Annotated in this window: 18 protein-coding genes, 3 tRNA genes and 2 rRNA genes; 17 read left to right on the top strand and 6 right to left on the bottom strand. The window is 56.9% G+C overall.

Going from position 1 to position 23,974, the window contains the following annotated elements; all coding sequences use genetic code 11:
• Window positions 1-4 precede the first annotated feature (4 nt).
• The 5 genes from AB731_RS00180 to AB731_RS00160 all read left to right on the top strand — a co-directional run bounded on the left by AB731_RS00180 (window position 5) and on the right by AB731_RS00160 (window position 3,710).
• Window positions 5-81, top strand: a tRNA-Ile gene (locus tag AB731_RS00180).
• A gap of 22 nt (window positions 82-103) precedes the next feature.
• Window positions 104-179, top strand: a tRNA-Ala gene (locus tag AB731_RS00175).
• Window positions 180-455: 276 nt separating this feature from the next.
• Window positions 456-3,245: ribosomal RNA gene (locus AB731_RS00170) — 23S ribosomal RNA — on the top strand.
• Between the two features lie 155 nt (window positions 3,246-3,400).
• Window positions 3,401-3,515: ribosomal RNA gene (rrf, locus tag AB731_RS00165) — 5S ribosomal RNA — on the top strand.
• A gap of 118 nt (window positions 3,516-3,633) precedes the next feature.
• Window positions 3,634-3,710 (top strand) — tRNA-Met (locus tag AB731_RS00160).
• Between the two features lie 125 nt (window positions 3,711-3,835).
• On the opposite strand, the gene AB731_RS00155 is transcribed toward AB731_RS00160, so the two are convergent.
• Window positions 3,836-4,600: a sulfite exporter TauE/SafE family protein gene (locus tag AB731_RS00155; RefSeq protein ID WP_047092920.1), complete on the bottom strand. Its 765-nt coding sequence runs from the start codon at window positions 4,598-4,600 to the stop codon at window positions 3,836-3,838.
• 291 nt (window positions 4,601-4,891) lie between these two features.
• On the opposite strand from AB731_RS00155, the gene AB731_RS00150 reads away from it, so the two are divergent.
• A complete protein-coding gene (locus AB731_RS00150; RefSeq protein ID WP_047092921.1) occupies window positions 4,892-5,878 on the top strand; it encodes a ribose-phosphate diphosphokinase in 987 nt (328 codons plus the stop codon).
• Here AB731_RS00150 and AB731_RS00145 read toward each other — a convergent pair.
• Both AB731_RS00145 and AB731_RS00140 read right to left on the bottom strand, forming a co-directional pair.
• On the bottom strand, window positions 5,839-7,002 hold the full coding sequence (locus AB731_RS00145; protein WP_052768923.1) for a hypothetical protein: 1,164 nt from the start codon (window positions 7,000-7,002) through the stop codon (window positions 5,839-5,841). The genes AB731_RS00150 and AB731_RS00145 overlap by 40 nt on opposite strands.
• Window positions 6,996-7,487 carry a PAS domain-containing protein gene (locus AB731_RS00140; RefSeq protein ID WP_047092922.1) on the bottom strand — a complete coding sequence of 164 codons (492 nt, stop codon included), beginning with the start codon at window positions 7,485-7,487 and terminating at the stop codon, window positions 6,996-6,998. Before AB731_RS00140 ends, AB731_RS00145 begins: the two co-directional genes overlap by 7 nt.
• Before the next feature lie 201 nt (window positions 7,488-7,688).
• Between AB731_RS00140 and acsA the strand changes: the two genes are divergently transcribed.
• The 9 genes from acsA (at window position 7,689) to AB731_RS00095 (ending at window position 16,210) form a co-directional block, all read left to right on the top strand.
• Window positions 7,689-9,452: an acetate--CoA ligase gene (gene acsA, locus AB731_RS00135; protein WP_047092923.1), complete on the top strand. Its 1,764-nt coding sequence runs from the start codon at window positions 7,689-7,691 to the stop codon at window positions 9,450-9,452.
• Window positions 9,449-10,441, top strand: coding sequence for a pyruvate dehydrogenase (acetyl-transferring) E1 component subunit alpha (pdhA, locus tag AB731_RS00130; RefSeq protein WP_047092924.1), 993 nt, complete (start codon window positions 9,449-9,451; stop codon window positions 10,439-10,441). The genes acsA and pdhA overlap by 4 nt, the downstream gene beginning before the upstream one ends.
• Window positions 10,438-11,418, top strand: coding sequence for an alpha-ketoacid dehydrogenase subunit beta (locus tag AB731_RS00125; RefSeq protein WP_047092925.1), 981 nt, complete (start codon window positions 10,438-10,440; stop codon window positions 11,416-11,418). The genes pdhA and AB731_RS00125 overlap by 4 nt, the downstream gene beginning before the upstream one ends.
• Window positions 11,415-12,599: a dihydrolipoamide acetyltransferase family protein gene (locus tag AB731_RS00120; protein WP_047092926.1), complete on the top strand. Its 1,185-nt coding sequence runs from the start codon at window positions 11,415-11,417 to the stop codon at window positions 12,597-12,599. The genes AB731_RS00125 and AB731_RS00120 overlap by 4 nt, the downstream gene beginning before the upstream one ends.
• Window positions 12,596-12,847, top strand: coding sequence for an acyl carrier protein (locus tag AB731_RS00115; RefSeq protein ID WP_047092927.1), 252 nt, complete (start codon window positions 12,596-12,598; stop codon window positions 12,845-12,847). The genes AB731_RS00120 and AB731_RS00115 overlap by 4 nt, the downstream gene beginning before the upstream one ends.
• A 27-nt stretch (window positions 12,848-12,874) precedes the next feature.
• Window positions 12,875-13,543: a phosphoribosyltransferase gene (locus AB731_RS00110; RefSeq protein WP_047092928.1), complete on the top strand. Its 669-nt coding sequence runs from the start codon at window positions 12,875-12,877 to the stop codon at window positions 13,541-13,543.
• A gap of 127 nt (window positions 13,544-13,670) precedes the next feature.
• Window positions 13,671-14,246, top strand: a complete 576-nt coding sequence (locus AB731_RS00105; protein ID WP_197076206.1) for an NAD(P)H-dependent oxidoreductase — start codon at window positions 13,671-13,673, stop codon at window positions 14,244-14,246.
• A 9-nt stretch (window positions 14,247-14,255) separates the two neighbouring features.
• Complete coding sequence (locus AB731_RS00100; RefSeq protein ID WP_407921631.1) at window positions 14,256-15,257, top strand: zinc-dependent alcohol dehydrogenase family protein; 1,002 nt, start codon at window positions 14,256-14,258, stop codon at window positions 15,255-15,257.
• 191 nt (window positions 15,258-15,448) lie between these two features.
• Window positions 15,449-16,210 carry an SDR family oxidoreductase gene (locus AB731_RS00095; protein WP_047092931.1) on the top strand — a complete coding sequence of 254 codons (762 nt, stop codon included), beginning with the start codon at window positions 15,449-15,451 and terminating at the stop codon, window positions 16,208-16,210.
• Here AB731_RS00095 and AB731_RS00090 read toward each other — a convergent pair whose 3' ends face one another.
• The 3 genes from AB731_RS00090 to AB731_RS00080 all read right to left on the bottom strand — a co-directional run bounded on the left by AB731_RS00090 (window position 16,211) and on the right by AB731_RS00080 (window position 21,674).
• Entirely contained in the window at window positions 16,211-16,981 is a 771-nt protein-coding gene (locus tag AB731_RS00090; RefSeq protein ID WP_064971803.1) for a DUF6629 family protein, read from the bottom strand.
• 5 nt (window positions 16,982-16,986) lie between these two features.
• Window positions 16,987-17,154 carry a hypothetical protein gene (locus AB731_RS00085; protein WP_156167316.1) on the bottom strand — a complete coding sequence of 56 codons (168 nt, stop codon included), beginning with the start codon at window positions 17,152-17,154 and terminating at the stop codon, window positions 16,987-16,989.
• A gap of 488 nt (window positions 17,155-17,642) precedes the next feature.
• Complete coding sequence (locus AB731_RS00080) at window positions 17,643-21,674, bottom strand: chemotaxis protein CheB (protein ID WP_047092933.1); 4,032 nt, start codon at window positions 21,672-21,674, stop codon at window positions 17,643-17,645.
• Window positions 21,675-21,867: 193 nt separating this feature from the next.
• On the opposite strand from AB731_RS00080, the gene AB731_RS00075 reads away from it, so the two are divergent.
• Window positions 21,868-23,088 carry a saccharopine dehydrogenase family protein gene (locus AB731_RS00075; protein ID WP_047092934.1) on the top strand — a complete coding sequence of 407 codons (1,221 nt, stop codon included), beginning with the start codon at window positions 21,868-21,870 and terminating at the stop codon, window positions 23,086-23,088.
• 122 nt (window positions 23,089-23,210) lie between these two features.
• Entirely contained in the window at window positions 23,211-23,927 is a 717-nt protein-coding gene (locus AB731_RS13520; RefSeq protein ID WP_052768924.1) for a helix-turn-helix domain-containing protein, read from the top strand.
• Window positions 23,928-23,974 lie beyond the last annotated feature (47 nt).

The following is a 23,974-nucleotide window of genomic DNA, read 5'->3' as shown; positions in this document are numbered from 1 at the left end:
GTGTGGGCCTGTAGCTCAGTTGGTTAGAGCGCACCCCTGATAAGGGTGAGGTCGGTGGTTCGAATCCACCCAGGCCCACCACTAACTGGTTAATACATGGTGCGGGGCCTTAGCTCAGCTGGGAGAGCACCTGCTTTGCAAGCAGGGGGTCATCGGTTCGATCCCGATAGGCTCCACCAGCCTTTAACCAGGCAAACTTCTCCAGAGATGAAGAGAAAACTGATCCGGCATTGGCCGGTAGGCGGTTTCGACCGCTGTCTTTGACATTGTGAATGGGTTTTTAAATCGATGCCGTGGCGGTATCGTCGCAAAGGTTCTGACCTTCGGGTTAGAGATCTGCGTGGGCGATATCATCACAAATCAATCAATTTTGATTATCTGGCTGAGATAATTCCTCCATACTATCATTAGACGATCAAGCGTTATGCAGGCTTGACGTTGATGGTGTGGATTCTCAAGCGTGAGGTAAGAGCATTTGGTGGATGCCTTGGCATGTACAGGCGATGAAGGACGTGGCACGCTGCGATAAGCGTCGGGGAGTTGTGAGCAAACTTTGATCCGGCGATTTCCGAATGGGGAAACCCACCTTCACCATTTCTTCTCTAGATCCTTCGGGGTTTGGTGGAGAGGTGGATTAGGTATCACCGAGCTGAATATATAGGCTTGGTGAAGCAAACCCGGGGAACTGAAACATCTCAGTACCCGGAGGAAAAGACATCAACCGAGATTCCGTTAGTAGTGGCGAGCGAACGCGGACCAGGCCAGTGCCTTCATTTCAACTAGCAAAACACTTTGGAAAGAGTGGCCATAGTGGGTGACAGCCCCGTATGCGAAAGTGATAATGAAGGACTTGAGTAGGGCGGGACACGTGAAATCCTGTCTGAACATGGGGGGACCACCCTCCAAGCCTAAATACTCGTACATGACCGATAGCGAACTAGTACCGTGAGGGAAAGGTGAAAAGCACCCCGATTAGGGGAGTGAAATAGTACCTGAAACCGAATGCTTACAATCAGTTGGAGCCCCTTTGGGGGGTGACAGCGTACCTCTTGCATAATGGGTCAGTGACTTAATCTACCATGCAAGCTTAAGCCGTTAGGTGTAGGCGCAGCGAAAGCGAGTCTGAATAGGGCGACTGAGTATGATGGATTAGACCCGAACCCCGGCGATCTAGGCATGACCAGGCTGAAGGTGCGGTAAAACGCATTGGAGGGCCGAACCGTTTAATGTTGAAAAATTATCGGATGAGTTGTGTTTAGGGGTGAAAGGCCAATCAAGCCGGGAAATAGCTGGTTCTCCGCGAAATCTATTGAGGTAGAGCGTCAGATGTATGCCATTGGGGGTAGAGCACTGGATGGGCTAGGGCCGCGCGAGCGGTACCAAACCTAACCAAACTCCGAATACCAATGAGTCTTGTCTGGCAGACAGACGGCGGGTGCTAAGGTCCGTCGTCAAAAGGGAAACAGCCCTAACCTACAGCTAAGGTCCCCAAGTCATATCTAAGTGGGAAAGCATGTGGGAATCCCAAAACAACCAGGAGGTTGGCTTAGAAGCAGCCATCCTTTAAAGAAAGCGTAACAGCTCACTGGTCTAAATAAGGGTTCCTGCGGCGAAGATGTAACGGGGCTAAAGATATGCACCGAAGCTTAGGGTTCATAGTTTACTATGAGCGGTAGCGGAGCGTTCCGTAAGTTGATGAAGCCGAAGGGTAACCGACGGTGGAGATATCGGAAGTGCGAATGCTGACATGAGTAGCGATAAAGAGGGTGAGATGCCCTCTCGCCGAAAGACCAAGGGTTCCTGCTCAACGCTAATCGGAGCAGGGTAAGCCGGCCCCTAAGACGAGCCCGAAGGGGGTAGTCGATGGGAACCACGTTAATATTCGTGGGCCTGAAGATGTGTGACGGATGGCGGAAGTAGTGTGGCCTTATTGGATTGGTCATGCTGCCAAGTTGTCCCGGGAAATAGCCTCTTCATATAGACCGTACCCGAAACCGACACAGGTGGTCAGGTAGAGTATACCAAGGCGCTTGAGTGAAGTATCCTGAAGGAACTCGGCAAATTGCCTCCGTACCTTCGGAAGAAGGAGGCCCCATCTTAACGCAAGTTTTGGTGGGGGGCACAGGCCAGGGGGTAGCGACTGTTTATCAAAAACACAGGACTCTGCTAAGTCGGCTTCAAGACGACGTATAGGGTCTGACGCCTGCCCGGTGCTGGAAGGTTAAGAGGAGGAGTGCAAGCTCCGAATTGAAGCCCCAGTAAACGGCGGCCGTAACTATAACGGTCCTAAGGTAGCGAAATTCCTTGTCGGGTAAGTTCCGACCTGCACGAATGGCGTAACGACTTCCCCACTGTCTCCAGGATATGCTCAGCGAAATTGAAGTTCCCGTGAAGATGCGGGATACCCGCGGTTAGACGGAAAGACCCCGTGCACCTTTACTGCAGTTTCAGAGTGGCATTAGGAAAGAGCTGTGTAGCATAGGTGGGAGGCTTTGAAGCTTGGGCGCCAGTCCAAGTGGAGCCATAGGTGAAATACCACCCTGCTGTTTTCTGATGTCTAACCTCGTACCGTTATCCGGTACAGGGACCCTCTGTGACGGGTAGTTTGACTGGGGCGGTCGCCTCCTAAAGAGTAACGGAGGCGCGCGATGGTAGGCTCAGGCCGGTTGGAAACCGGCTGCGAGAGTGCAATGGCATAAGCCTGCCTGACTGCGAGACTGACGAGTCGAGCAGAGACGAAAGTCGGTCATAGTGATCCGGTGGTCCCTCGTGGAAGGGCCATCGCTCAACGGATAAAAGGTACGCCGGGGATAACAGGCTGATACTGCCCAAGAGCTCATATCGACGGCAGTGTTTGGCACCTCGATGTCGGCTCATCACATCCTGGGGCTGGAGCAGGTCCCAAGGGTTTGGCTGTTCGCCAATTAAAGTGGTACGTGAGCTGGGTTCAGAACGTCGCGAGACAGTTTGGTCCCTATCTGCCGTGGGCGTCGATTGTTGAGAGGAGTTGCCCCTAGTACGAGAGGACCGGGGTGAACATACCTCTGGTGTACCAGTCATTCCGCCAGGAGTGCAGCTGGGTAGCTATGTATGGAAGGGATAACCGCTGAAAGCATCTAAGCGGGAAGCCTCCCTCAAGATAAACAATCATCGAACCGTGATAGACCATCACGTTGATAGGCTGGGTGTGGAAGTGCAGTAATGCATGGAGCTAACCAGTCCTAATAGTTCTGTTCGCGCTTGTTGGATCCCACCATCAACGTCAGGCCTGAGTGTAAGCTCAAGATCTGGTGTTGAGGAGGAATTCTCCAGTCGGATAACGCCTAAGAACACAAATGCCAATTTGGCACCCTGATTGGTGCATCGATTTAAAAACCTTGCTTGCCCGCCTGCTTCATTGCTTGGTGGTCATAGCGTCTGTGACCCACCCGATCCCATCTCGAACTCGGCCGTGAAACCAGGTAGCGCCGATGGTACTAACGCTTAAGCGTTGGAAGAGTAGGACGCCGCCAGGCATTGTAGCAGGCGGGCAGTGCAAGGTTAAAAAACCCATTCACAAGTCAGAGGGCTTACCCATTCAGGGTCGGCCCTTTTGGCGTCTTTGGCTTCGGCCAGAACGCCCAAAACCGGTGACGCGGGGTGGAGCAGTCCGGTAGCTCGTCAGGCTCATAACCTGAAGGTCGTTGGTTCAAATCCAACCCCCGCAACCATCGCCTCATTGAAAACCCAGAACATTCAACCTCGCTGTAACCAGCGGGGTTTTTCGTGTGTCTGCTGAAATGGATTTTGAAAATTCGAAAGCCGTGTTCGGCCAAATGCAAGCGTCTGGGGTTTTTTAAGCGCTGGGAAAGAGCCAGTACAGCATCGTTAGTGTCAGTATCGAACCGACAAGGACCATAATTACAGGCGCAGGCAGCAGCCTTGTAACAAGCGCACCGAAAGGGGCAGCTGCGACGCCTCCTATAAGCAAACCAAGGGTAGGACCTGCCAGGTGTGCCAACCCGAAATGGCTGATGAACGCACTGGAAGTTGCAATTGCGACAAAGAACTCCGCGCTGTTTACAGATCCGATGACTTTGCGCGGCTCCGCGCCCTGAAGCATCAGACCGGAGCTGACAACTGGACCCCATCCTCCACCGCCAACCGCATCAAGGAGGCCGCCAGCAAATGCCAGCGGCTCGGCTGTCCTCGGCACCCGGCGTTTGGTGTTGCCCCGAATTCCCTTGAGAACGAGTATGATTCCAAGAAGGCCAAGGTATGCAAAAACATACGGTTTGATCGCGTCGCCATCAATCCAGACGAGCCCATAGGCACCCATTGCTCCGCCGATCACCCCGGGCAAGATCAATTTTACCAGCAATCGTTTTTCAATATTTCCATTTAGGGCATGGCTCACGCCGGATGCCGCTGACGTGAAGCATTTGATGATGTGAACGCGGTACGATGCCTGGGCCGGGGATACGTCCAGAACTCCGATCAACAAGCTGGTTGCGACTGCCCCGAAAGCCATACCGATCGCGCCGTCTACGAGCTGCGCAGCGAATCCTATGGCGATGAACGGCAGTATCTCGGCCAAACCGTTATGGAACATATCGATCATGGCGATCCCCCAAGGCGCGAGGGGTTTATGCAATTCGTCTGTATCCGGCGACATACGTGATTATCACGAACATCTTGCCTGTTCATGATGCGCCCGCTCTAAAGTATTTTCCAGGGCACTTGGTCCCGGCAATCCGGACATTAAGGGCTATCCCGCATATGGCGGGCAATTGACGGCGCTTAGGCTCCGACATGTAAAGTGACCGGGGCTCATGAGGATGAAGGGCCAGTCTGCGAATGAGGCCCGGAGATTTTGCAAGGCGTCCTTGTCAGCTACCCGGGAAAACTTGCGATGCAGTACGACCCTGTGCTTTTTGCTCTCAATCGAAGCAGACCGTTTGGCGAGCGCGTAGCTTTCGGGCTTGGATGCCGGTTATCGGCGCTTGAAGAACGCGAATTCGAAAGCGGAGAACATAAGATCCGCCCTCTCGAAGAAGTTGGTGGCCGCAATGTATACGTCGTGCACGCATTAAATGGCGAACGCGGAGCGTCAGCGAATGACAAGCTGGTAAGGTTGTTGTTCTTCATCGGCGCATTGAAGGATGCCGGGGCCGAAAAAGTGACCGCCGTGTGTCCTTATCTCGCCTACAGCCGCAAAGACCGTCGCACAAAATCACGTGATCCGGTCAGCACAAGATATATCGCGGCGTTGTTCGAAGCTTTGGGCACAGACCGTCTGATCACGCTTGAAGCGCATAATATCGCGGCCTTCGAAAACGCATTCAGATCCTGTCGGCCTGAAAACCTTCCCGTCGCTCGGCTTCTCGCGGATCACATCGCCGGTTCGCTTGGTGATGTGGAGGTCGCGGTCGTGTCTCCCGATACAGGCGGTGACAAACGGGCCGAGCTGTTCCGGCGTGAGCTGGCGCGTCAGCTTGGTCGCCCGGTAGGTAAAGCGATTTTGGACAAGTTCCGCAGTGAAGGCGTGGTCTCTGGTTCGTTATTTGCGGGTAATGTAGCGGGGTGCACGGCAATCATTGTCGATGACATGATCGCCAGTGGCGGAACCATGATGCGCGCGGTCGAAGCGTGCCGGAATGCGGGGGCAAGACATGTAATCGCCGCAGCAGCCCATGGCCTGTTCGACAGTCGATCTGCATTATTTATGGCAGGCAGGCCTGACAGGATAATCGTTACCGACACAATCCAATTGCCTGCCGATTTGCCCGGGGTGGCCCGTGACATGATTGAACTGGTGGAAGCCGCGCCGCTGGTCGCTGAAGTCATAAACCGGTTGCATCACGGCGAACCGGTGAGCGAACTGTTACCCTTCGCGTGATCGGGCACTGCACCAAACCTTGTACCAGGTCCCGCATCCATCCCTGACAACGCTTCCCCCGCGAGCCGCAGGTAAGCCCGGGTCTGGCGCGGCCAGCGTGCCGGCGTTCGCGGCGCTTCGTCGCGCAAATGCTCTATCGAAAGGCGGGCGCGCAGGCATGCACGGTAACACCAGTAAAATCGTAGCAGTTCTTGTGCAGGCTGCTCATCCAGCAGGCGGGCCATTTCACTTTGCAGCAGCTGCGCGATCCACGGCGCGCCCAGTATTGCGCATTCCACCCCCAGGAAAGTTATCTCGTCGAACGGATCGCACCACCGCAGTTTCTCATCAAACTCCAGCCGGTCAATCAGCAGTATCGGCGGACCGAGGTAAATATGTTCAGGTTTGAGATCGCCATGTCCATCAAGAAGTCGCCCATTTTCAACGCGCTCGGCAAGCAGATCGCCGTGTTTCGCCAGAAAGCGCAGCAGTGCCTCCAGTGGAGGATCGACCAGGCCTGATGGCAAGGCAAAAAGCGGATCGGTCAAGGCGGATTCGATCTGCTTTACGCCATCTTCCCACCGGCGCAGCACAGCTTCGGGCGCGACATCTATTGCTGGCTGGCTTTGATAAAACCCTGCCAATACCTTGCAGAGAATTTCAATATCGGCCGGTTCCACTTCATTGCGTGCGATCTTGCAATCAAGGGCCTGCGCACAATCCAGCCGGCGCATGCAGACGAGCCAGTCGACCGTCTCGCCAGTTCCGTCCAGCGTGAGCCTTCCTCCAGCATCGCGCACAATCGGCAAAATCTGTAAGTATACGCCCGGCGCGAGCTGCTGGTTGATTGCGAACTCCTGCTCGCAACTGGTCCTGCGTGCATCGAGTGTGGTGAAGTCGACGAAATCCAGTTTGATCGGCCGTTTCAATTTATACACCCGGTCTTCCGTCATGAAGAGAAGCGACATGTGCGATTCAATAATTTGGACGTTCTCTGGATGATCCGGATAGCTATCGGGCTGTGACAAGAACCTGACGACTTCGGCGTGATCGAAGCCGCCTTCCTGACCCACCAGATTGGCGCGATCAAGAATGCCATGCAGCACCGCGCCTTTCCCATCGCGACCTTGAAAATTGCCTAGCAACGCGTGGGCCGCCTTTGCTCGCGGCGAAATGTGCAGATGAGCGCTGACGCACCATTGCGGGTTGTTACCGGCGCGGCCAGCGCCTCGTAACTCTTGCCGCGATCAAGGAACCGAACGTCGACTGCTTCGCCGCGCTTTGTCGCCAAATGAAACAAGTGGCGCAATCGCGCAGCAAGGCGTGGCTCTGCAATCCTGGACAGCCTTCCGTCCTCGCAACCCAGAATTGCCCTGACATGCGAACCGGCAGTGCGGAGCATGAAATCATCCGCGCCGTTCGGCAGTGCCTCGGCGATGAAACTGTGGTCGCGCAGTTCCCGGCTAAGACTGGCGAGGACATCATGTTCGTCTGGAGCCAGCAGATTGCCCCGCTGCTTTCGCCAATGTTGCAGGCTGTGACTGACGATTTCGTCCTCAGGTATCGGCGCAAAATCGATTGTCCTGAACAGGCGGCGCAGGTTTGCTGGTGTTCGTGCGAGTTCGGTCATTTCTGGGCCAACTCCTTTCAAACAACCCGTGTTGTCCAATCGGTAGATAAACCTGCCGCAGATGGTGCACACTAAGGGAATACCGCAGGTGTCCCGGTTCGCCTGCCGCGCGGTGCAATCCGGTGATTCCCCTAATTACACTGGCGCAATCAACGCCCATCACTGTCCGAGGCATGGTGCCGTTGGTAGGGGGGACATTGCTTGGCGCGTGAGATAATCCGGAAAAACAATGCTGACCGCGCCGCCGCCAATATGGCCGATTACGAGCGGGCCTTGATCGAGTGGGATTGGGAAACGTTTCGTGGATGGCTCGATTATTGTCCCGGCGGCGGCCTCAATATTGCTTATGAAGCTATCGACCGGCACGTGGCCAATGGGCGCGGCGACAGGGAAGCGTTGCGCTGGCTGGGGAAGAATGGCGAAAGGCGGTGTTATTCGTACGCCGATCTGAAGCGCGAAACGGACCGTTTCGCAAGGTTGCTGGAAGATCTCGGGCTGGGCAAAGGTGTCCGCGTTTTTTCGCTGCTTGGCCGGGTGCCCGAACTCTACATTGCTGCGCTTGGCACATTGAAAGCGGGCGGAGTGTTTTGCCCTCTCTATTCCGCGTTCGGTCCAGAACCGGTCCGTGCGCGCATGGCGATCGGCAAAGCCGAGGTGCTGATCGCATCGCCGCGCGAATATGCGAAGAAGGTGGCCGCGCTGAGACCGGAATTGCCTGGCCTTCGGCATATCTTGCTGACCGAATCCCCCGGTAATACCTATCCCGGCGCCACAGATTTGACCGACGCGCTTGAGCGGACCCATGCTGAATTTCACGCGGCCGCCACTGCGCCGGAAGATATGGCCTTGCTCCATTTTACCAGCGGCACGACCGGCACGCCCAAGGGCGCCGTACATGTTCATGAGGCAGTGGTGGCACATCACGCTACCGGGCGCATCGCGCTCGATCTGCATGATGGCGACATATATTGGTGCACTGCCGATCCGGGCTGGGTCACCGGCACATCATACGGCATCATAGCACCGCTTACGGCCGGGGTGACGATGCTGGTCGAGGAAGCAGAGTTCGATGCCGATCGGTGGTACACCGTGCTGGCGCGTGAACAGGTGAACGTCTGGTACACTGCGCCAACCGCCATTCGTTTGCTGATGAAAGCCGGAGCGGATTTGCCCCGCGCCCACGATCTCTCCCGTCTCCGGTTCATGGCGAGTGTGGGTGAACCGCTCAATCCCGAGGCAGTCATCTGGAGCCAGACTGTCTTTGGCAAACCATTTCATGACAATTGGTGGCAGACCGAAACCGGTGGCATCATGATCGCAAATTACGCCGCAATGGACGTCAAACCCGGATCTATGGGCAAGCCGCTGCCCGGAGTAGAAGTGGCCATACTCGAAGTCGATGGTGACGGTACGAAGGTGGTCCAGGAAGACATGGCGACTGGCCACCTTGCCCTGCGCCCCGGCTGGCCGTCCATGTTCCGTTCGTATCTGGGCGAGGAAAAGCGTTATGCCGCTACCTTCCGTGATGGCTGGTACCTCTCCGGCGATCTCGCGATGCGTGATGAAGACGGCTATTTCTGGTTCGTCGGGCGGGCTGACGATATCATCAAGTCGGCAGGCCATCTTATCGGGCCGTTCGAGGTCGAAAGTGCGCTGATCGAACATCCGGCAGTTGCCGAGGCCGCGGTAATCGGAATTCCAGACGAACGCGCCGGTGAAATTGTCAAAGCCTTCGTTACGCTGAATCGCGGGCAGGTAGCTTCGGACGCGCTGTCAAAGGAACTGCTCGGCCACGCACGCAAACGGCTCGGCGCCGCCATCGCCCCGCGGCAGATCGAGATATGTGCAGATTTGCCGCGAACCCGATCGGGCAAGATCATGCGGCGGTTATTGAAAGCCCGCGAATTGGGGCTGCCCGAGGGTGATCTTTCGACGCTGGAGTCCCGGGCAGGTTCGGCCACATGAGCAAAGCTTCGACCAAGGTGCAACTTGACCACACACATTGCCGGCATTTGCTGCTGCAGATGACCCGCATCCGCCGGTTCGAGGAGAAATGCGCGGAGCTGTACACGCAGGAAAAAATTCGCGGCTTCCTGCATCTTTATATCGGCGAAGAGGCGGTCGCCGTCGGCGTGATGGAGGCGTTGGCACCCCAAGATGCCGTCGTAGCCACCTATCGTGAGCATGGCCACGCGCTCGTTCGCGGCGTCTCTGCGGGCGCTATCATGGCGGAAATGTACGGCAAGCAGGAAGGGTGCAGCGGCGGCCGCGGTGGGTCGATGCATCTGTTTGACGCAGCAACCCGGTTTTATGGCGGCAATGCAATAGTGGGGGGCGGGCTGCCCTTGGCTGCCGGCCTCGCACTGGCCGACAAGCTGGCGGGACGGTCAAATGTCAGCGTCTGCTTCTTCGGCGAAGGTGCAGTGGCAGAAGGCGAGTTTCACGAGACGCTGAACTTGGCTGCGCTGTGGCAATTGCCGGTGTTGTTTGTTTGTGAAAACAACCTTTATGCAATGGGCACCGCGCTCGACATTTCAGAATCGGAAACCGACATCAGCGCCAAGGCGGCCTGTTACCGGATGCAGTCTGACGCGGTGGACGGCATGAATGTGGTCAATGTGGAGGCAGCTGCGAGACGGGCGGTCGCGGCGATCCGGGAAACCGGTCGACCTTACTTCCTGGAGTGCCGGACCTACCGCTTCCGCGCCCATTCGATGTTCGATCCGCAGCTTTACCGCGCCAAGGCGGAAGTCGAGGAATGGAAAGGGCGCGGCCCGATCACACGTTTCAAGACATGGGCGCTGGAAGCTGGCGAACTGAATGACCCGGATATCGAGGCGATCGAGCAAGAGGTTGCCCACGAAATCGCGGAGGCTGTAGCATTTGCAGAGGCGGGCACCTGGGAACCGGTCGGACATCTGTTTCATAATGTGGGTGCGGAGCGGCGGGCATGACGCAGATCAGCTATCGCGATGCAATTCGCGGGGCAATCCGCGATGCGATGCAGGCTGATCCAAGGGTATTCCTGATGGGCGAGGATGTCGGCCATTACGGCGGCTGCTATGCTGTATCGAAAGGCTTGCTAGAGGAATTCGGACCGGACCGCATCCGCGATACACCGCTGTCCGAAAGCGCATTTACAGGTGCGGGGATTGGCGCTGCGATGGGAGGGATGCGGCCAATCGTCGAAATTATGACCTGCAATTTTTCATTGCTTGCCCTCGACCAGATCATGAATAACGCCGCCACCATCCGGCATATGTCGGGCGGACAATTCAATGTACCAATTGTCATTAGAATGGCGACTGGCGGCGGCAGGCAGCTTGGGGCGCAGCATTCGCACAGTCTGGAAGGATGGTACGCGCATATACCCGGCATTCGGGTTCTTGCTCCGGCCACGGTAGAGGATGCTGCCGGGATGTTGGCCCCTGCACTTGCTGATCCCGATCCGGTACTGATTTTTGAAAACGCGCTTCTTTATAATGAAGCAGCGGCCATGAACGGATCGGTCGATATCGATATCGATCATGCGGCGCTGCGGCGGGAAGGCAGCGATATCAGCCTGATAACCTACGGTGGGTCGCTTGGTAAGACGCTTGCGGCTGCGGAGGAGTTGTATGTGTCGGGCATCTCGTCCGATGTGCTCGATTTGCGGGTACTGCGTCCGCTGGATGAAGATGCGATCCTTGCCACGGTCGCCAAAACGCGCCGCGCCGTGATCGTCGATGAAGGCTGGCGGACGGGCAGCATCTCAGCCGAAATCATGGCCCGGCTTGTGGAACGCGGCTTCTGGAACCTCGATGCGCCAATTGCGCGCGTGTGCAGCGAGGAAGTGCCGATCCCCTATGCCAGGCATCTGGAGGAAGCAGCACTGCCAAGCATTTCCGCGATCGTAGCAGCGGCGCGCAGTGTCATGGGCCGCTCTGCATGAGCACTTTCACCATGCCTTCTCTCGGAGCTGATATGGAGGCCGGGACTCTGGTCGAATGGCTGAAACATCCGGGAGATTCCGTAAGCCACGGCGATATCATCGCTGTCGTCGAGACTGATAAAGGCGCAATCGAAGTTGAGGTATTTGAAGACGGGCAGCTTGATGTGCTGCTTGTTGAAGAGGGCTGCAAGGTTCCGGTTGGCACGCCGTTGGCGGAAATTTCCGCGGACGGTGAAGGTATGGCTGAGACACTTCCAAGCGCTTCGCCTTCCTCGATCGCGCCAAGACATGCGCCAGCGCCGGTAGCCAGCGAAGTCAGACACGCTGCCGCTCCGGCCGTGACGGGACTGTGGGCATCGCCTGCCGCGCGGCAATTGGCAAGACAGCACGGGATTGATCTGGCGAAGATTGCCGGCACTGGCCAGGATGGCGCAATCGTGCGTGATGATGTGGAGGCGGTGGCCCGGTCTTCGGGCGCTTCGGCACGGCCCCCGAAATCTGCAAAAGCAGCTCCAGATTTGGCCCCGATGCGCCGCGCCATCGCCGCAGCAATGGCCAAGTCGAAGCGCGAGATTCCGCATTACTATCTCTCGCACCGGTTCTCGGTATTACCTGCGACGGAATGGCTCAACGCCCATAATTCGCAGCGCCCACCGCCTGAGCGACTGCTATTCAGCGTGCTCTTGCTCAAATCCGTGGCTCTGGCGCTGACAGAATTTCCCGAATTCAACGGTTTCTATCGCAGCGATGCCTTCGAACCGGTCGAGGAGATTCATGTCGGCAGCGCCATTTCGATCAGGGGGGGCGGTTTGGCTGCCCCTGCCATCCACAACACCGGCAATCTGACGCTGGCCAAGCTGATGGATGAGCTGCGCGATCTGGTGGCGAGAACCCGGCGCGGCGAATTCCGGTCTTCGGAAATCAGTGATCCAACGGTGACTGTTTCCAGTCTTGGCGAGCGCGGCGTGGACGTCTTGTGGCCGGTTATTTACCCGCCGCAGGTCGCAATTTTCGGGTTTGGAACGGTGCGGCAGCAACCGTGGGCGAAGGATGGCGGCTTGATCGTGCACCCGGTGATGACTGCATCACTTGCAGCTGACCACCGGGCCAATGACGGCCATCGCGGCGCCTTGCTGCTGCGCCGTGTCGCCGATCTGCTGAACAAGCCGGAGGCTTTATGACCAAGGATGAGATCCGTACCGCGATTATCCAGGAAATCGGCGAGATCGCGCCCGAAGTCGATGCCTCTGGCGTCGATGACGGCGAAGATCTGCGCGATGCGCTGGATTTGGATTCCATGGACATCTTCAACCTGATAGCGGCTCTCCACCAGCGGTTCGATATCGATATTCCCGACCGCGCAGCAACGCAGTTCCTGACGATCGGCAGCGCTACGGCCTGGCTGGCAGATCATGTTCAGGAAAGTTAGCCTGCGCAGGCCACGGTGGATCAGCCGATGACGTTCCGCCCGTTTGCCAATCGCCGCGAGGCAGGCCGCATGCTTGCGCAAGAGATCCTCAAGCTGAACCTGATGAATGCGGTCGTGCTTGCCCTTCCACGCGGAGGCGTGCCGCTCGGCTACGAAGTGGCGAAGGCGCTGGGTGCCCCGCTTGACGTTCTTTTTGTGCGCAAAATAGGCGCGCCAGGTCATGAAGAATACGGCATAGGCGCACTGGTCGACGGCGTTTCGCCGCAAGTCTTCATTGATCGCGATATTGCGCGCATGGTTGGTGCGGATGAAGAATACATTGCACGTGAAGTGGAACGGCAATTGGCCGAGATCGAGCGCCGGCGCAGGCTCTATCGCCCCGGACCGCCGGTGGAACTGCGGGGCCGCACCGCGGTGGTTGTCGATGACGGGATCGCCACAGGCGGAACGGCCCGCGCTGCGCTGCAGGCGCTTGCAAAGTCCGGGGTGAAAGCGATCGTCCTGGCAGTTGCCGTGGCTCCGGCATCCACCTTGAGAGAGCTTTCGCCGCTGTGCGACCGTCTTGTGTGCCTCCTCTCGCCAGAGCCCTTCAATGCAGTTGGTGCACATTATACCGACTTTGCCCAGACTGGTGATGACGAAGTCGTGCGGTTGCTGAATGCAGCCAATTCCGCGCCCGGTTCGCCAGAAAGTTAAATCCATAAAAAGAAAGGATTTTGCGGCTGGATGCCGGAAGGAAACGGAACGCCCGGCGCCGTGATCAGTGGCAGTCTAGGGATATCTACGCATTTAGAGGGCATGGTTTATCGGTGATCATATACTGGTGAGTAAGATCATGATCCTGAATGGCCATCCGCACGATGATCCCGACCATTTTGTCCATGCACTTGCCAGCGCGTATGCGTCGGGAGCAGGCGAGTTGCATGACATAAGACGGTTTGACGTTGCGAAGCTCGACTTTCCCATCCTGCGCGATCCCTCGGACTGGAAAACCGGCGATTTGCCCGAGGGGTTGACCGCGGCGCAGGATGCTCTGGTCTGGGCGGATCATCTGGTCATTCTATATCCGCTTTGGCTTGGTGAAATGCCCGCTTTGCTCACCGGTTTCTTCGAACAGATCGCGCGGCCCGGTATTGCCGTCGAGCCCGGTGAAAAAGGGCTGTACCGCAAGCTTCTGAAGGGCAAATCGGCACGTCTGATTGTGACAATGGGCATGCCCAGGGCAGTCTACAAAATCTATTTCAGAGGCCACAGCGTGAAAACGCTGGAGCGTAATATTCTGAAATTCGCTGGCATCAAGCCGGTGCGGGTGACGTTAATCGGGAATGTCGAACGCAGTAATGCCAGTCGCATGAGATGGCTTGACCGGATCGGACGACTAGGCCGCCGCGGTAGATAGCGCGAAGCGGTGTCCAATGCTCGTTCGTCCATGCTGGCAATGCAATTGCACCGACCCGGTGATCCGCTGCAACTGGTCGAACGCCCCATTCCCGTACCAGCACCGGGCAAAATCGTGATCGAGGTTTCAGCCTGCGGCGTGTGCCGAACGGATCTTCATGTGGTGGACGGGGATATATGCGGAAACCTGCCGATCATACCGGGGCATGAAATCGTCGGCCGGATAATTTCCCAGGCTGATGATGTGCGCTCATTCAATGTGGGGCAACGAGTCGGCGTGCCTTGGCTCGGCCATACCTGCGGGCACTGTCTGTATTGTAGCCTCGGAGAGGAAAACCTTTGTGATGATCCGCAATTTACAGGCTTCACCCGCGACGGCGGCTTTGCCAGCCATACGGTCGCAAACGCGAACTATTGCTTTGCCATCCCGGACAGTTTCGGTGATGCCGAAGCGGCGCCGTTACTTTGCGCAGGATTGATCGGATACCGATCACTGCGGATGGCGGGCGATGCGCAGCGCATCGGCTTTTACGGATTTGGAGCTGCTGCGCATATCCTCACCCAGATTGCGGTCTGGCAGGGGCGCGAGGTGTACGCCTTTGTGAAACCTGGCGACCGGCGAAGTGAAGATTTCGCCCGTTCCCTGGGCTGCAGCTGGGCAGGTGGGTCGGACCAGACACCGCCTCTCCCTCTTGATGCAGCGATCATCTTCGCTCCTGTCGGGGCGCTAGTTCCGGCTGCGCTGCGCGCCGTGCGCAAGGGGGCAAGGGTAATATGCGCCGGGATCCATATGAGCGATATCCCGTCCTTCCCCTACCGTGATCTATGGCACGAACGGTGTGTCCGCTCGGTTGCCAATCTGACACGATCAGATGGCGAGAAATTTTTTGCGCTTCTGGCCAAAGTGCCGGTCGAGACAGTGGTTACGACCTTTCCTCTCCAGTCCGCAAATGAAGCGCTTGGCAAGCTGCGCGCTGGCGAAATCGAGGGTGCGGCAGTCCTTGTTCCCTAACCGCGATACCGGCATTTTCGAACGATCTGACCACTTAAGTCATTGGCGGAACGACCGAAATGGCGAAGGCGAAAACACCTGACAGCGCCGCATCAGGCATCCGCATATTTGCGTAATGATCGCGGCTTCTCGCACACGCTAGTCTGTTGTGCCGCCGCCAATGTGCGGCTTGGATCACAGGACGTAACATCATGCAGGAAAACGATCTACGCGTAGCGTTAATTACAGGCGCCAGTTCAGGCATCGGGCGCGAAACGGCCACATTGTTCGCCCGGTCCGGATACTCTGTTGCGCTGGCCGACTGTGATGAAGCAGGTGGGCAGCAGACTTTGGCCGAAACGGACGCACTTGGCGCTGACGGCGCGTTTTTCCGCTGCGACATTTCTGATGAAGGTGAAGTGACCGGAATGATCAAACAGGTCATCGCCAGGTTCGGCCGGATCGATGCAGCTTTCAACAACGCCGGAATAGAAGGCCTGATGGCGGATACACACGAGGTTACTATTGCAAACTGGGACCGCGTCATGGGCGTCAATTTGCGTGGGTTGTGGCTCTGCATGCGTGAAGAAATTTCACACATGCTTAATCAGGATGGCGGCGGCGCAATCGTCAATTGTTCCTCTGTCGCAGGCCTGATCGGGATTCCCGGCATACCGGCCTACGTCGCTTCAAAACACGGTGTAGTCGGGCTGACCAAAGCCGCCGCGCTGGAATATGCGACCAGGCAAATCCGCATTAATGCCGTTTGCCCAGGCGCGATCGAAACTCCCATGCTTGAACGATACATGCAGGGCAGCGAAGATGGCCGCGCCCAGATGGTGGCGGCCGAACCAATGGCCCGGATTGGAATGCCCCGCGAGGTGGCCGAGGCAGTCCTTTGGCTATGCGGTCCCGGTTCCAGCTTTACAACCGGACAGGCCCTGGCGGTTGACGGTGGCTGGACCGCGAAATGACTATTGGTCTTCTAGCCGCGCTGTCCCGGTTTTTTCGGGATGACCTGCATACGGCTCCTCGATGCCTCTGCCGGGCATTTGCAACCATGAAAGCTGGTCCGGAGCATGCTCCTTTGAAAAAGAGCCGATTTTCAGGAAATCGAATTTCGAATGTTTGAATTGCCAGTAAATGATGATGCTCAGGCCTGCAGCAAAGAAGCACCATACTGACGTGAAGGCATACGCCTTGAACGCCTGTGCGATCAACAACGCCGCTACGTTGAATGCACCGAACCACCGGATGACGCGATGGGTAGAAAGCAACAGGGCACCGCAGGTCACAGCAATATAAAGCAGGGTCATACCCACATCGCTGGTCACTTGATTCCGGTAGGCAATCGAATGGTGTTCAACGTAGCATTGGCTTGGATAGGCGATCACGCCGTAAACCATCCAGATGCAGACCAGCGCGCCCATGGCGACAAGAGCTGCGATAGCTCTTTGCCGAAGGCCTTGCGGCTCCATCAACAAGACAGCAACCGGCAGCAGTAAAGGCAGCACTCCTTGCCCGTATAACATGAACAGAAACGCGGTATGGTCCAAAGCCACTGAGCCGACTTCACCTTCCAGACCGAGCCAGACAAACCCTTCGGTGAACTGGTGCAGTGCAAACAGTATCGGCAGCGCTGCAAACAGCAGCGAGCGCGGTTCGCGCACATGGCGAAGTGTCGCCAGCCCGATTGTGCCGATAACACCGCTGGCAATGAAGCTCGAAGTTGCTGAAAAGCACATAGGCCTCAGTTGACCTGGCTGACGCTGGATCCGGGTTCGAACAAGATACTGCCCATCAACGCTGCCGCTGCCATCTGATAGACGTAACTCTTTTCAGGCGATTGCCGGCTGGCCTCAGACCAGGATCGGCCATCTCTTGCGCCAAAAAGGTCTTCCCATATTTTCTGTGCCATTTGCTTCAGCTCGGCATCAGTCGGCTTTCGTGCCTGACTCAGACACGTGATCAGGCAGGCTGGAATCGTAGGAGGCGGCTGGTTGGTCATTCACCACACATCCGGAATATGGACCTTGCTGTCGCTACGTAATTTCCACGCACCAACCTGTTTCTGCGGCCCTTCGCATGTGCGCACCGAACCGGGTCGGCGCCAGACAAAATCGATGCGTCCCGCGACGCAGAAAACTGGCAGGAATTCCGATTTCGGGAATCTACTTATATCGCGTCAGCGGTCCGAATGCGATTGAGGTCGTGCGACCCGAGGAGCTGATGGCCGACAATACCCATCTCTCCTACAAACTTTGCCCGCCGGCTAAACCCGGCGGGCTTTTTCTTTATGTCACCCGGTTGGCAGTGAGGACGCGTCAGGGACGGTCTCGGCACAAATGCGCCGCGTTCCGTTTCGGCCACAGGCGCCCGTGCAACCGCATTCAGTTTGCGGCCCGTTTATTTCGAAGACAACAGGTCAAAGATCTTGTCGCGCAGCTCATTCCCGCTGGTCGGTTTGAAGATCAGCGCAATCCCGTCCTTTTTCAGCGCTGCAGCATTCAGCGCAGTATCACCAGAAATCAGGATTGCGGGCGTTTTCCTGCCCAGATGTTTCCTTGTGTCGTTGATGACATTCACACCGTTTTTCTTGCTGCCAAGGTGATAGTCCGTAACGATCACATCGGGCTCCTTTGGCGCCATGTCATCAAGCGCACTTGCAGCTTCCTTGGGTGATGAAGCTGTATGGACTTCGAGACCTTTCTGAAGAGACAGCATGAAACCGGTAGATTTCAGGACTGCCGGATCATCATCAACCAGAAGAATGATTCCCTCTCCGTCCAGCGTGGGTTTGGGGCGATCCTTATCAGTTTGTACGTCCGTCAACAGAACGTCACTTAGGGGAAGTCTGAAGGAAAACGTGCTGCCCTTACCGACCTTCGATTCAACTTCTATTCGAAATCCCAGGCTTTCCGCGATGCGTTGGGAAATGGCGAGGCCAAGCCCGAGCCCGGCGTTCGCTTGCTGCGGGTCGCGGCCAATTTGGTAGAATTCATCGAATATCTTGTTCAACTGGGCGCCGGGAATGCCAACACCGCTGTCGCTTACCCTGATGTCGATGTCGCTGCCGACCAGCGATGTCGTGATCGTTATACTGCCTTTCTTGGTGTAGCTGATTGCATTGCTGATGAGGTTCTGCAGCACTTGGCGAAGCAGGTGCGGATCTGAACGTACGACCCGGGCCTGTACTTCCACTTCCAGCTTCAGGCCTTTCATCTCCGCATGGGGCCTGCATTCCGCGCAAACGTCCTCTATGGTTGCGAGAAGATCGACATCGCCAATTTCCGGTTTGACCGCTCCGGCATCAAGTTTCGATATGTCCAGCAGGGAATTGAGCAGTTCTCTCATGTTCTCCAGAGAAGCACTCTGTCTGGAGATCAGATCGGCAAGCTCTGGATCATCGGTCTTGAGCTGTAATGCTTCGGTCAGCATGGCGAGCGATTGCAAGGGTTGGCGCAGATCGTGACTGGCAGTGGCAAGGAAGCGGGATTTTGCATTCAAGGCCGCTTCCGTCTGCTCCTTTGCTTCCCTGACCGCTGTCATTGCCTCCTGGTGGGCGCGATTGTCGCGGAAGGCTGCGCAGACCATGGTGTCTCCGCCTGTTTCTACCGGGCTAAGCGCAATCTCCACCGGGATCTCGTTGCCGGTCTTGGTCAGGGCACAAAGTTCCATTCCTGTGTCCATCGGCCTGACCCGGCCGTCTTTCAGGAATGCTTCGCGATAGAGGCGATGTTGCTTGCGAAAGCGCGCAGGGATCAAATCTTCGATCCGCAGCTTCGTGAATTCTTCGCGATCATAGCCGAAGAACACCAGCGCTTTGGCATTCGCCTGGGCGATCGTACTGTCATTTGCCACAAGCAGCAGTGGATCAGGCGTATTTTCGAACAAATCGCGGAAGCGGGCTTCACTTTCGCGAAGATGCCTTTCGTTCTCCAGACGCTCGCTAATGTCGACAAAGGTCACGACTACGCCGCTCGATCGCTGCTCATCCGCGCGGTATGGGGTAATCCGCATGAGGTAACACGTGCCATCCTCGGCCAGAACTTCCCGTTCCAGCGGGCTGAAGGTCTGAAATACGGCATCGACTTCCTGAAGAAATTTGCCATTCTCGAATTTCTGCCGGATGTCGCCAATCGGCCGGCCCATATCGGTTTCGATCAGATTGAACAGACGCTTCGCCGCGGGGGTAAACCGGCCAATCCTGTGCCGTTCATCCAGCAACAGCGTGGCAATTCCCGTACTTGACACAAAATTGGCCAAATCATCGTTCAGCAGTGCAAGCTGCTCAACCTTGTCCTTGAGCTGGTTGTTTACCGTCGACAGCTCTTCATTCATCGCCTGAAGCTCTTCCTTGGAAGTTTCCAGCTCCTCATTGGCGGATTGCAATTCCTCGTTCACCGACATCATCTCTTCATTGGATGCCTGGAGCTCTTCGTTGGTTGATTCCAGTTCTTCCAGATTGATCTGAAGGTCTTCCTGCGCATCGCGCAGTTTGCTTTCCAGTTCACCGATTGTCGATTGCTCGGTTGCTGGCTCATTGATGTCGGCGTGCGCCGCAGTGTCCGGGGGAGTGACATCTTCAAAGGTTACGATCAGCAGTTTGTCGGACCGGTCGGTAGCAGCGAGCGGGCGGATCGAAATCTTCGTGTCCCTGCGCGAAGTCCCGCGCTTGATCGAAACACGGTCGATTACCACCGGTTCCGGCGATTCCAGCGCTTTCGTGATCCCGCTGCGCAGGCTTTTGCGCAGTTCGGCATGGGCCAGCGAGAGCAGGTCCTGCGTCGGCAATCCGGACGGTTGTTCGAGATAGCGTGCCGTTGGCCCCATGAAATACAGCACCTGGTGCTTGGCATTTGTCAGCACCGCCGCCGGAGCATAGCTGCGGAGCAATTGCTGCTGCATCAATTCGCGCAAACGAACGGTTTCCTTGGTGCGCGGAGGAGGTTCCAGACCGTTCGCCGCCGTGCGCGAAAGCGCCCCGTTGATCGGGAAGTTTGCCACTTGGTTAGGGGCATTCTTCAGCTTGCGGAAAAGCCGTGAACTCTTGTCGATCGGTTCGAACGCTTGGCCAAGCTGGCCCATGCTTTCGGACCGGCCGAGAAACAGATATCCATTTTCATTCAGCGCAAAATGGAAATACCCGATGATGCGATCCTGTAGCTTGCCGCCCAGGTAGATCAGCAGATTCCGGCAACTGATCAGGTCGAGCCGCGAAAAGGGGGGATCGGAAATGACGTTTTGCTGCGCGAAGGTAACTGTTTCGCGCAGTTCCTTGGTGATCTGGTAATCCTTGCCGTGCTGAATGAAAAACCGTTGCAGCCGGTCAGGCGAAAGATCGCTCACCAGGCTGGCAGAATAGGTACCCTGCCGCCCGACTGCGAGTGCCGGTTCGTCCAAATCGGTTGCGAAAATCTGGATCGGGCAGCTCTTGTTTGCCTTGTCCAGTTCCTCAATCAGCAGCATTGCAATTGAGTACGCCTCCTCTCCGCTGGCGCACCCGGGCACCCACACGCGGATTTCCTCATTGGCGGATTTGCGGTCCACCAGTTCCACGATCGCTTTTTCGCGCAAGGCGTCGAATGCTTCGGGATTACGGAAGAATGATGTCACGCTGATAAGCAGGTCCTGAGACAGCTTCCTCGCTTCGTCCGGCTGTTTCCGCAGATATGCCAGATATTCGGATACATCGGTGATATTGCGCAGGCCCATTCGCCGTGCGATCCGCCGAGCCAGTGTGCCGGTCTTGTAGCCGCGGAAATCGATCCCCAGCTGCTCCTGCAGCACGGTAATGATCGAATTGAGCTTGCCCTTGTCTCCGATGATATCTGTTGCGTCGTCTGCGCCTGCCAATGCCCGGATATAATCATGGCTGAGGTAATCGCGGATTTGCGGAACCATGTCTGCGATCGAACACGTCACATCGACCTGTCCCGTCGCGATCGCTGACCGGGGCATCCCATCAAACTGCGCAGTTTCCGGAGATTGCGCGAAAACAGCACCTCCTGCCGCTTTAATCTCACGCAGGCCCCTGCTTCCGTCGCTGCCGGTGCCCGACAGCACAATGCCGATCGATTGCTGGTCTTGCTGCGCCGCCAGAGAGCGGAAAAATGCATCAATCGGCATCCGCACACCGTGCTGCGGCACTGCTTCGCTCAGCTCGAAAATTGCGCCATTTATCGTGCTGTAGAAATTTGGCGGGATGACATAGACGTGATCGGCTGCGACCTGCATTCCGTTTGCGATCTGGGTGACCGGCATGTCCGTGTGGCGCGACAAAATCTCCGCAATCATGCTGGAATGCTTGGGGTCGAGATGCTGGATCACGACGAACGCCGCACCCAGATTTGACGGCATTGCGTCAAACAGTTCTTCAAGCGCGGCAAGCCCGCCAGCCGAAGCGCCAATTGCAATGATCGGGACGGACCCTGTCATGAATTACAGTTTCCCCAAATATGGATCATTTTGATGATCGTAAGATTACCGGCACACAAATCAACCCGAGTATACGCCGCGATAGCCCGCCTGAAAAAGTGAAATCGCACGCTGGGCGCCGACTTTGTGTTTAAGCGGGTGTGCGGCTGGGGTGCCGCCTGTATAGCTACTCTTTTGCATTGCTGAGGCGGGTATGATGGACAAGAATCTCGATATTATCGTTTATGGAGCCACCAGCTTCGTTGGACAGATCATCACGCGGTACATGCATGAGCAATTCAATGACGGGACCGTCAAATGGGCAATTGCCGGGCGTTCCCGGAGCAAGCTTCAACAGGTTAGCGATGCAGCTGGCCTGTCAGGCGTCGAGATCATCGTGGCCGACGCAAACGATGAAGAGGCACTGAAAAACATGTGCGCGAAGGGCAAGGTGGTCATGTCGACTGTCGGGCCGTACGCGCTTTACGGTGATTTGCTTGTGCAGGTATGCGCGGAATCGGGGACCCATTACTGCGATCTTACGGGCGAACCCCAGTGGATCCGCAAGATGCAGGAGCGCCACGAGGCTACCGCCAGGCAAAGCGGTGCGCGGATTGTCCATTGTTGCGGTTTCGATTCCATTCCGTCCGATCTGGGCGTCCATTTTCTTCAGCGTCATGCCCTGGAAAAATTCGGCCAGACCTGCGACCGGATCGATATGCGCGTTGCAAAGATGAAAGGCGGAGCATCGGGAGGTACAATCGCGAGCATGACCAATATGGTCAAAGAAGCATCGGGCGATGCCGATCTGAGACGCGAGCTGAAGAACCCCTACAGCCTGTGTCCACCGGACCATCAGTTCTCCGTGCGTCAGCGCAGTGTGAAGATGGAATATGATGATCGGTACGGCAGCTGGATCGCGCCCTTCATCATGGCTGCTATCAACACGCGGGTTGTCCACCGCTCCAACGCGCTCAGCGGCAACAGCTATGGTACCGGGTTCATGTATGAAGAAGCGATGGCAACCGGCAAGGGCGCACGCGGCAAACGCATGGCCCGGGCCACGACCTGGGGCATGAATGCGCTGATGATGGGCTTGGCTGTCCCGCCAATCCGCTGGCTTCTCGAAACGAAAATCCTGCCGAAGCCCGGCGAAGGGCCGAGCGAGAAGGAACAGCTGGAAGGCAAATTCGAGCTCGTCTTCCTTGGCACAACGCCAAAGGGAGACACAATTGCGTGCAGGGTCACAGGTGACCGTGACCCGGGCTATGGATCGACTGCCAAAATGCTGTCCCAGGCCGCCGCATGCCTTGCGCAGGACATTCCGGAGGACGTCGCTGGCGGGTTCTGGACTCCGGCAACCCTCATGGGAGACGGTCTTGTCGAACGGTTGCAAAATCATGCCGGACTGACGTTCGAGCTTGAGGCTGAATAATCGTTTGATTGCCTGCTGAACCGGGCATCACGATCAGCCTGAGCGGCCTTCGATCCGCTGCAGGGTATACTCGTTGATCTGGATCAATGACTGCCGCGCTCTGCCGCTGCAGATGATGGATCATGTCCAATCGTCTCAAGTCTGCGCCAGCTGTGTCGCGCACACAAATCCTCGCGGAATTCGTGCGCGATTATTTGCCCGGCGCACGTGCGGATGTGGCCGCAGGGGAGCTTGGCCACATCGCCTTGCCGATGAGGGTGGCGGGCGGGCGTACGATCACAACCGATCGCACCAGCAATGCATTTGTTTATCTTGCCAGCGGGGCGACCAAGCTGATTGCCAAGGCTTCCAACGGGCGGGAACAGATTGTCGCATTTCATTTTGCTGGCGAGCTGGTCTCGGTTCCCGGCAAATCGTGCCACTCCTATAATCTGGCGGCGCTGGTCGATTGTGACGCGCTGACCATGCCGGCCGACGAACTGCTAGCCATTGCCCGCGGCGATCCGGACTTTCTCGAAACGCTCCTGCAAAACACGATCGGTGCCTTGCACCGCTGCCGGGACAAGGCGGTCGGGCTGGGGCGCAAGAATGCGCAGGAGCGACTGGCCGATTTCCTCGTCGGGATGGCCATGCGGATCGGACAGGACCAGGAGGGCGCATGCCTGATCAATCTGCCCATGTCGCGGCGCGATGTCGGGGACAGCTTGGGCCTGACGATTGAAACCATCAGCCGCCAGTTCGGCGAATTGCGGGAGCTTGGGCTGGTGAAGACCGCGGGCCGTTCGCAAGTCTTCCTGCCCGACATTGCGGGCCTCAGAAATCTGGCGGGATACATCTGAAGAAACAGCTGGTGCGGCGCGCGCAGCATTATTTCGCAAATTTGACA

The organism is Aurantiacibacter marinus (genome assembly GCF_001021555.1).
Classification (GTDB): Bacteria; Pseudomonadota; Alphaproteobacteria; order Sphingomonadales; family Sphingomonadaceae; genus Alteraurantiacibacter; species Alteraurantiacibacter marinus.
The sequence above is the reverse complement of the archived record's forward strand: the minus strand, read 5'-3'. Positions and strand labels throughout refer to the sequence as shown.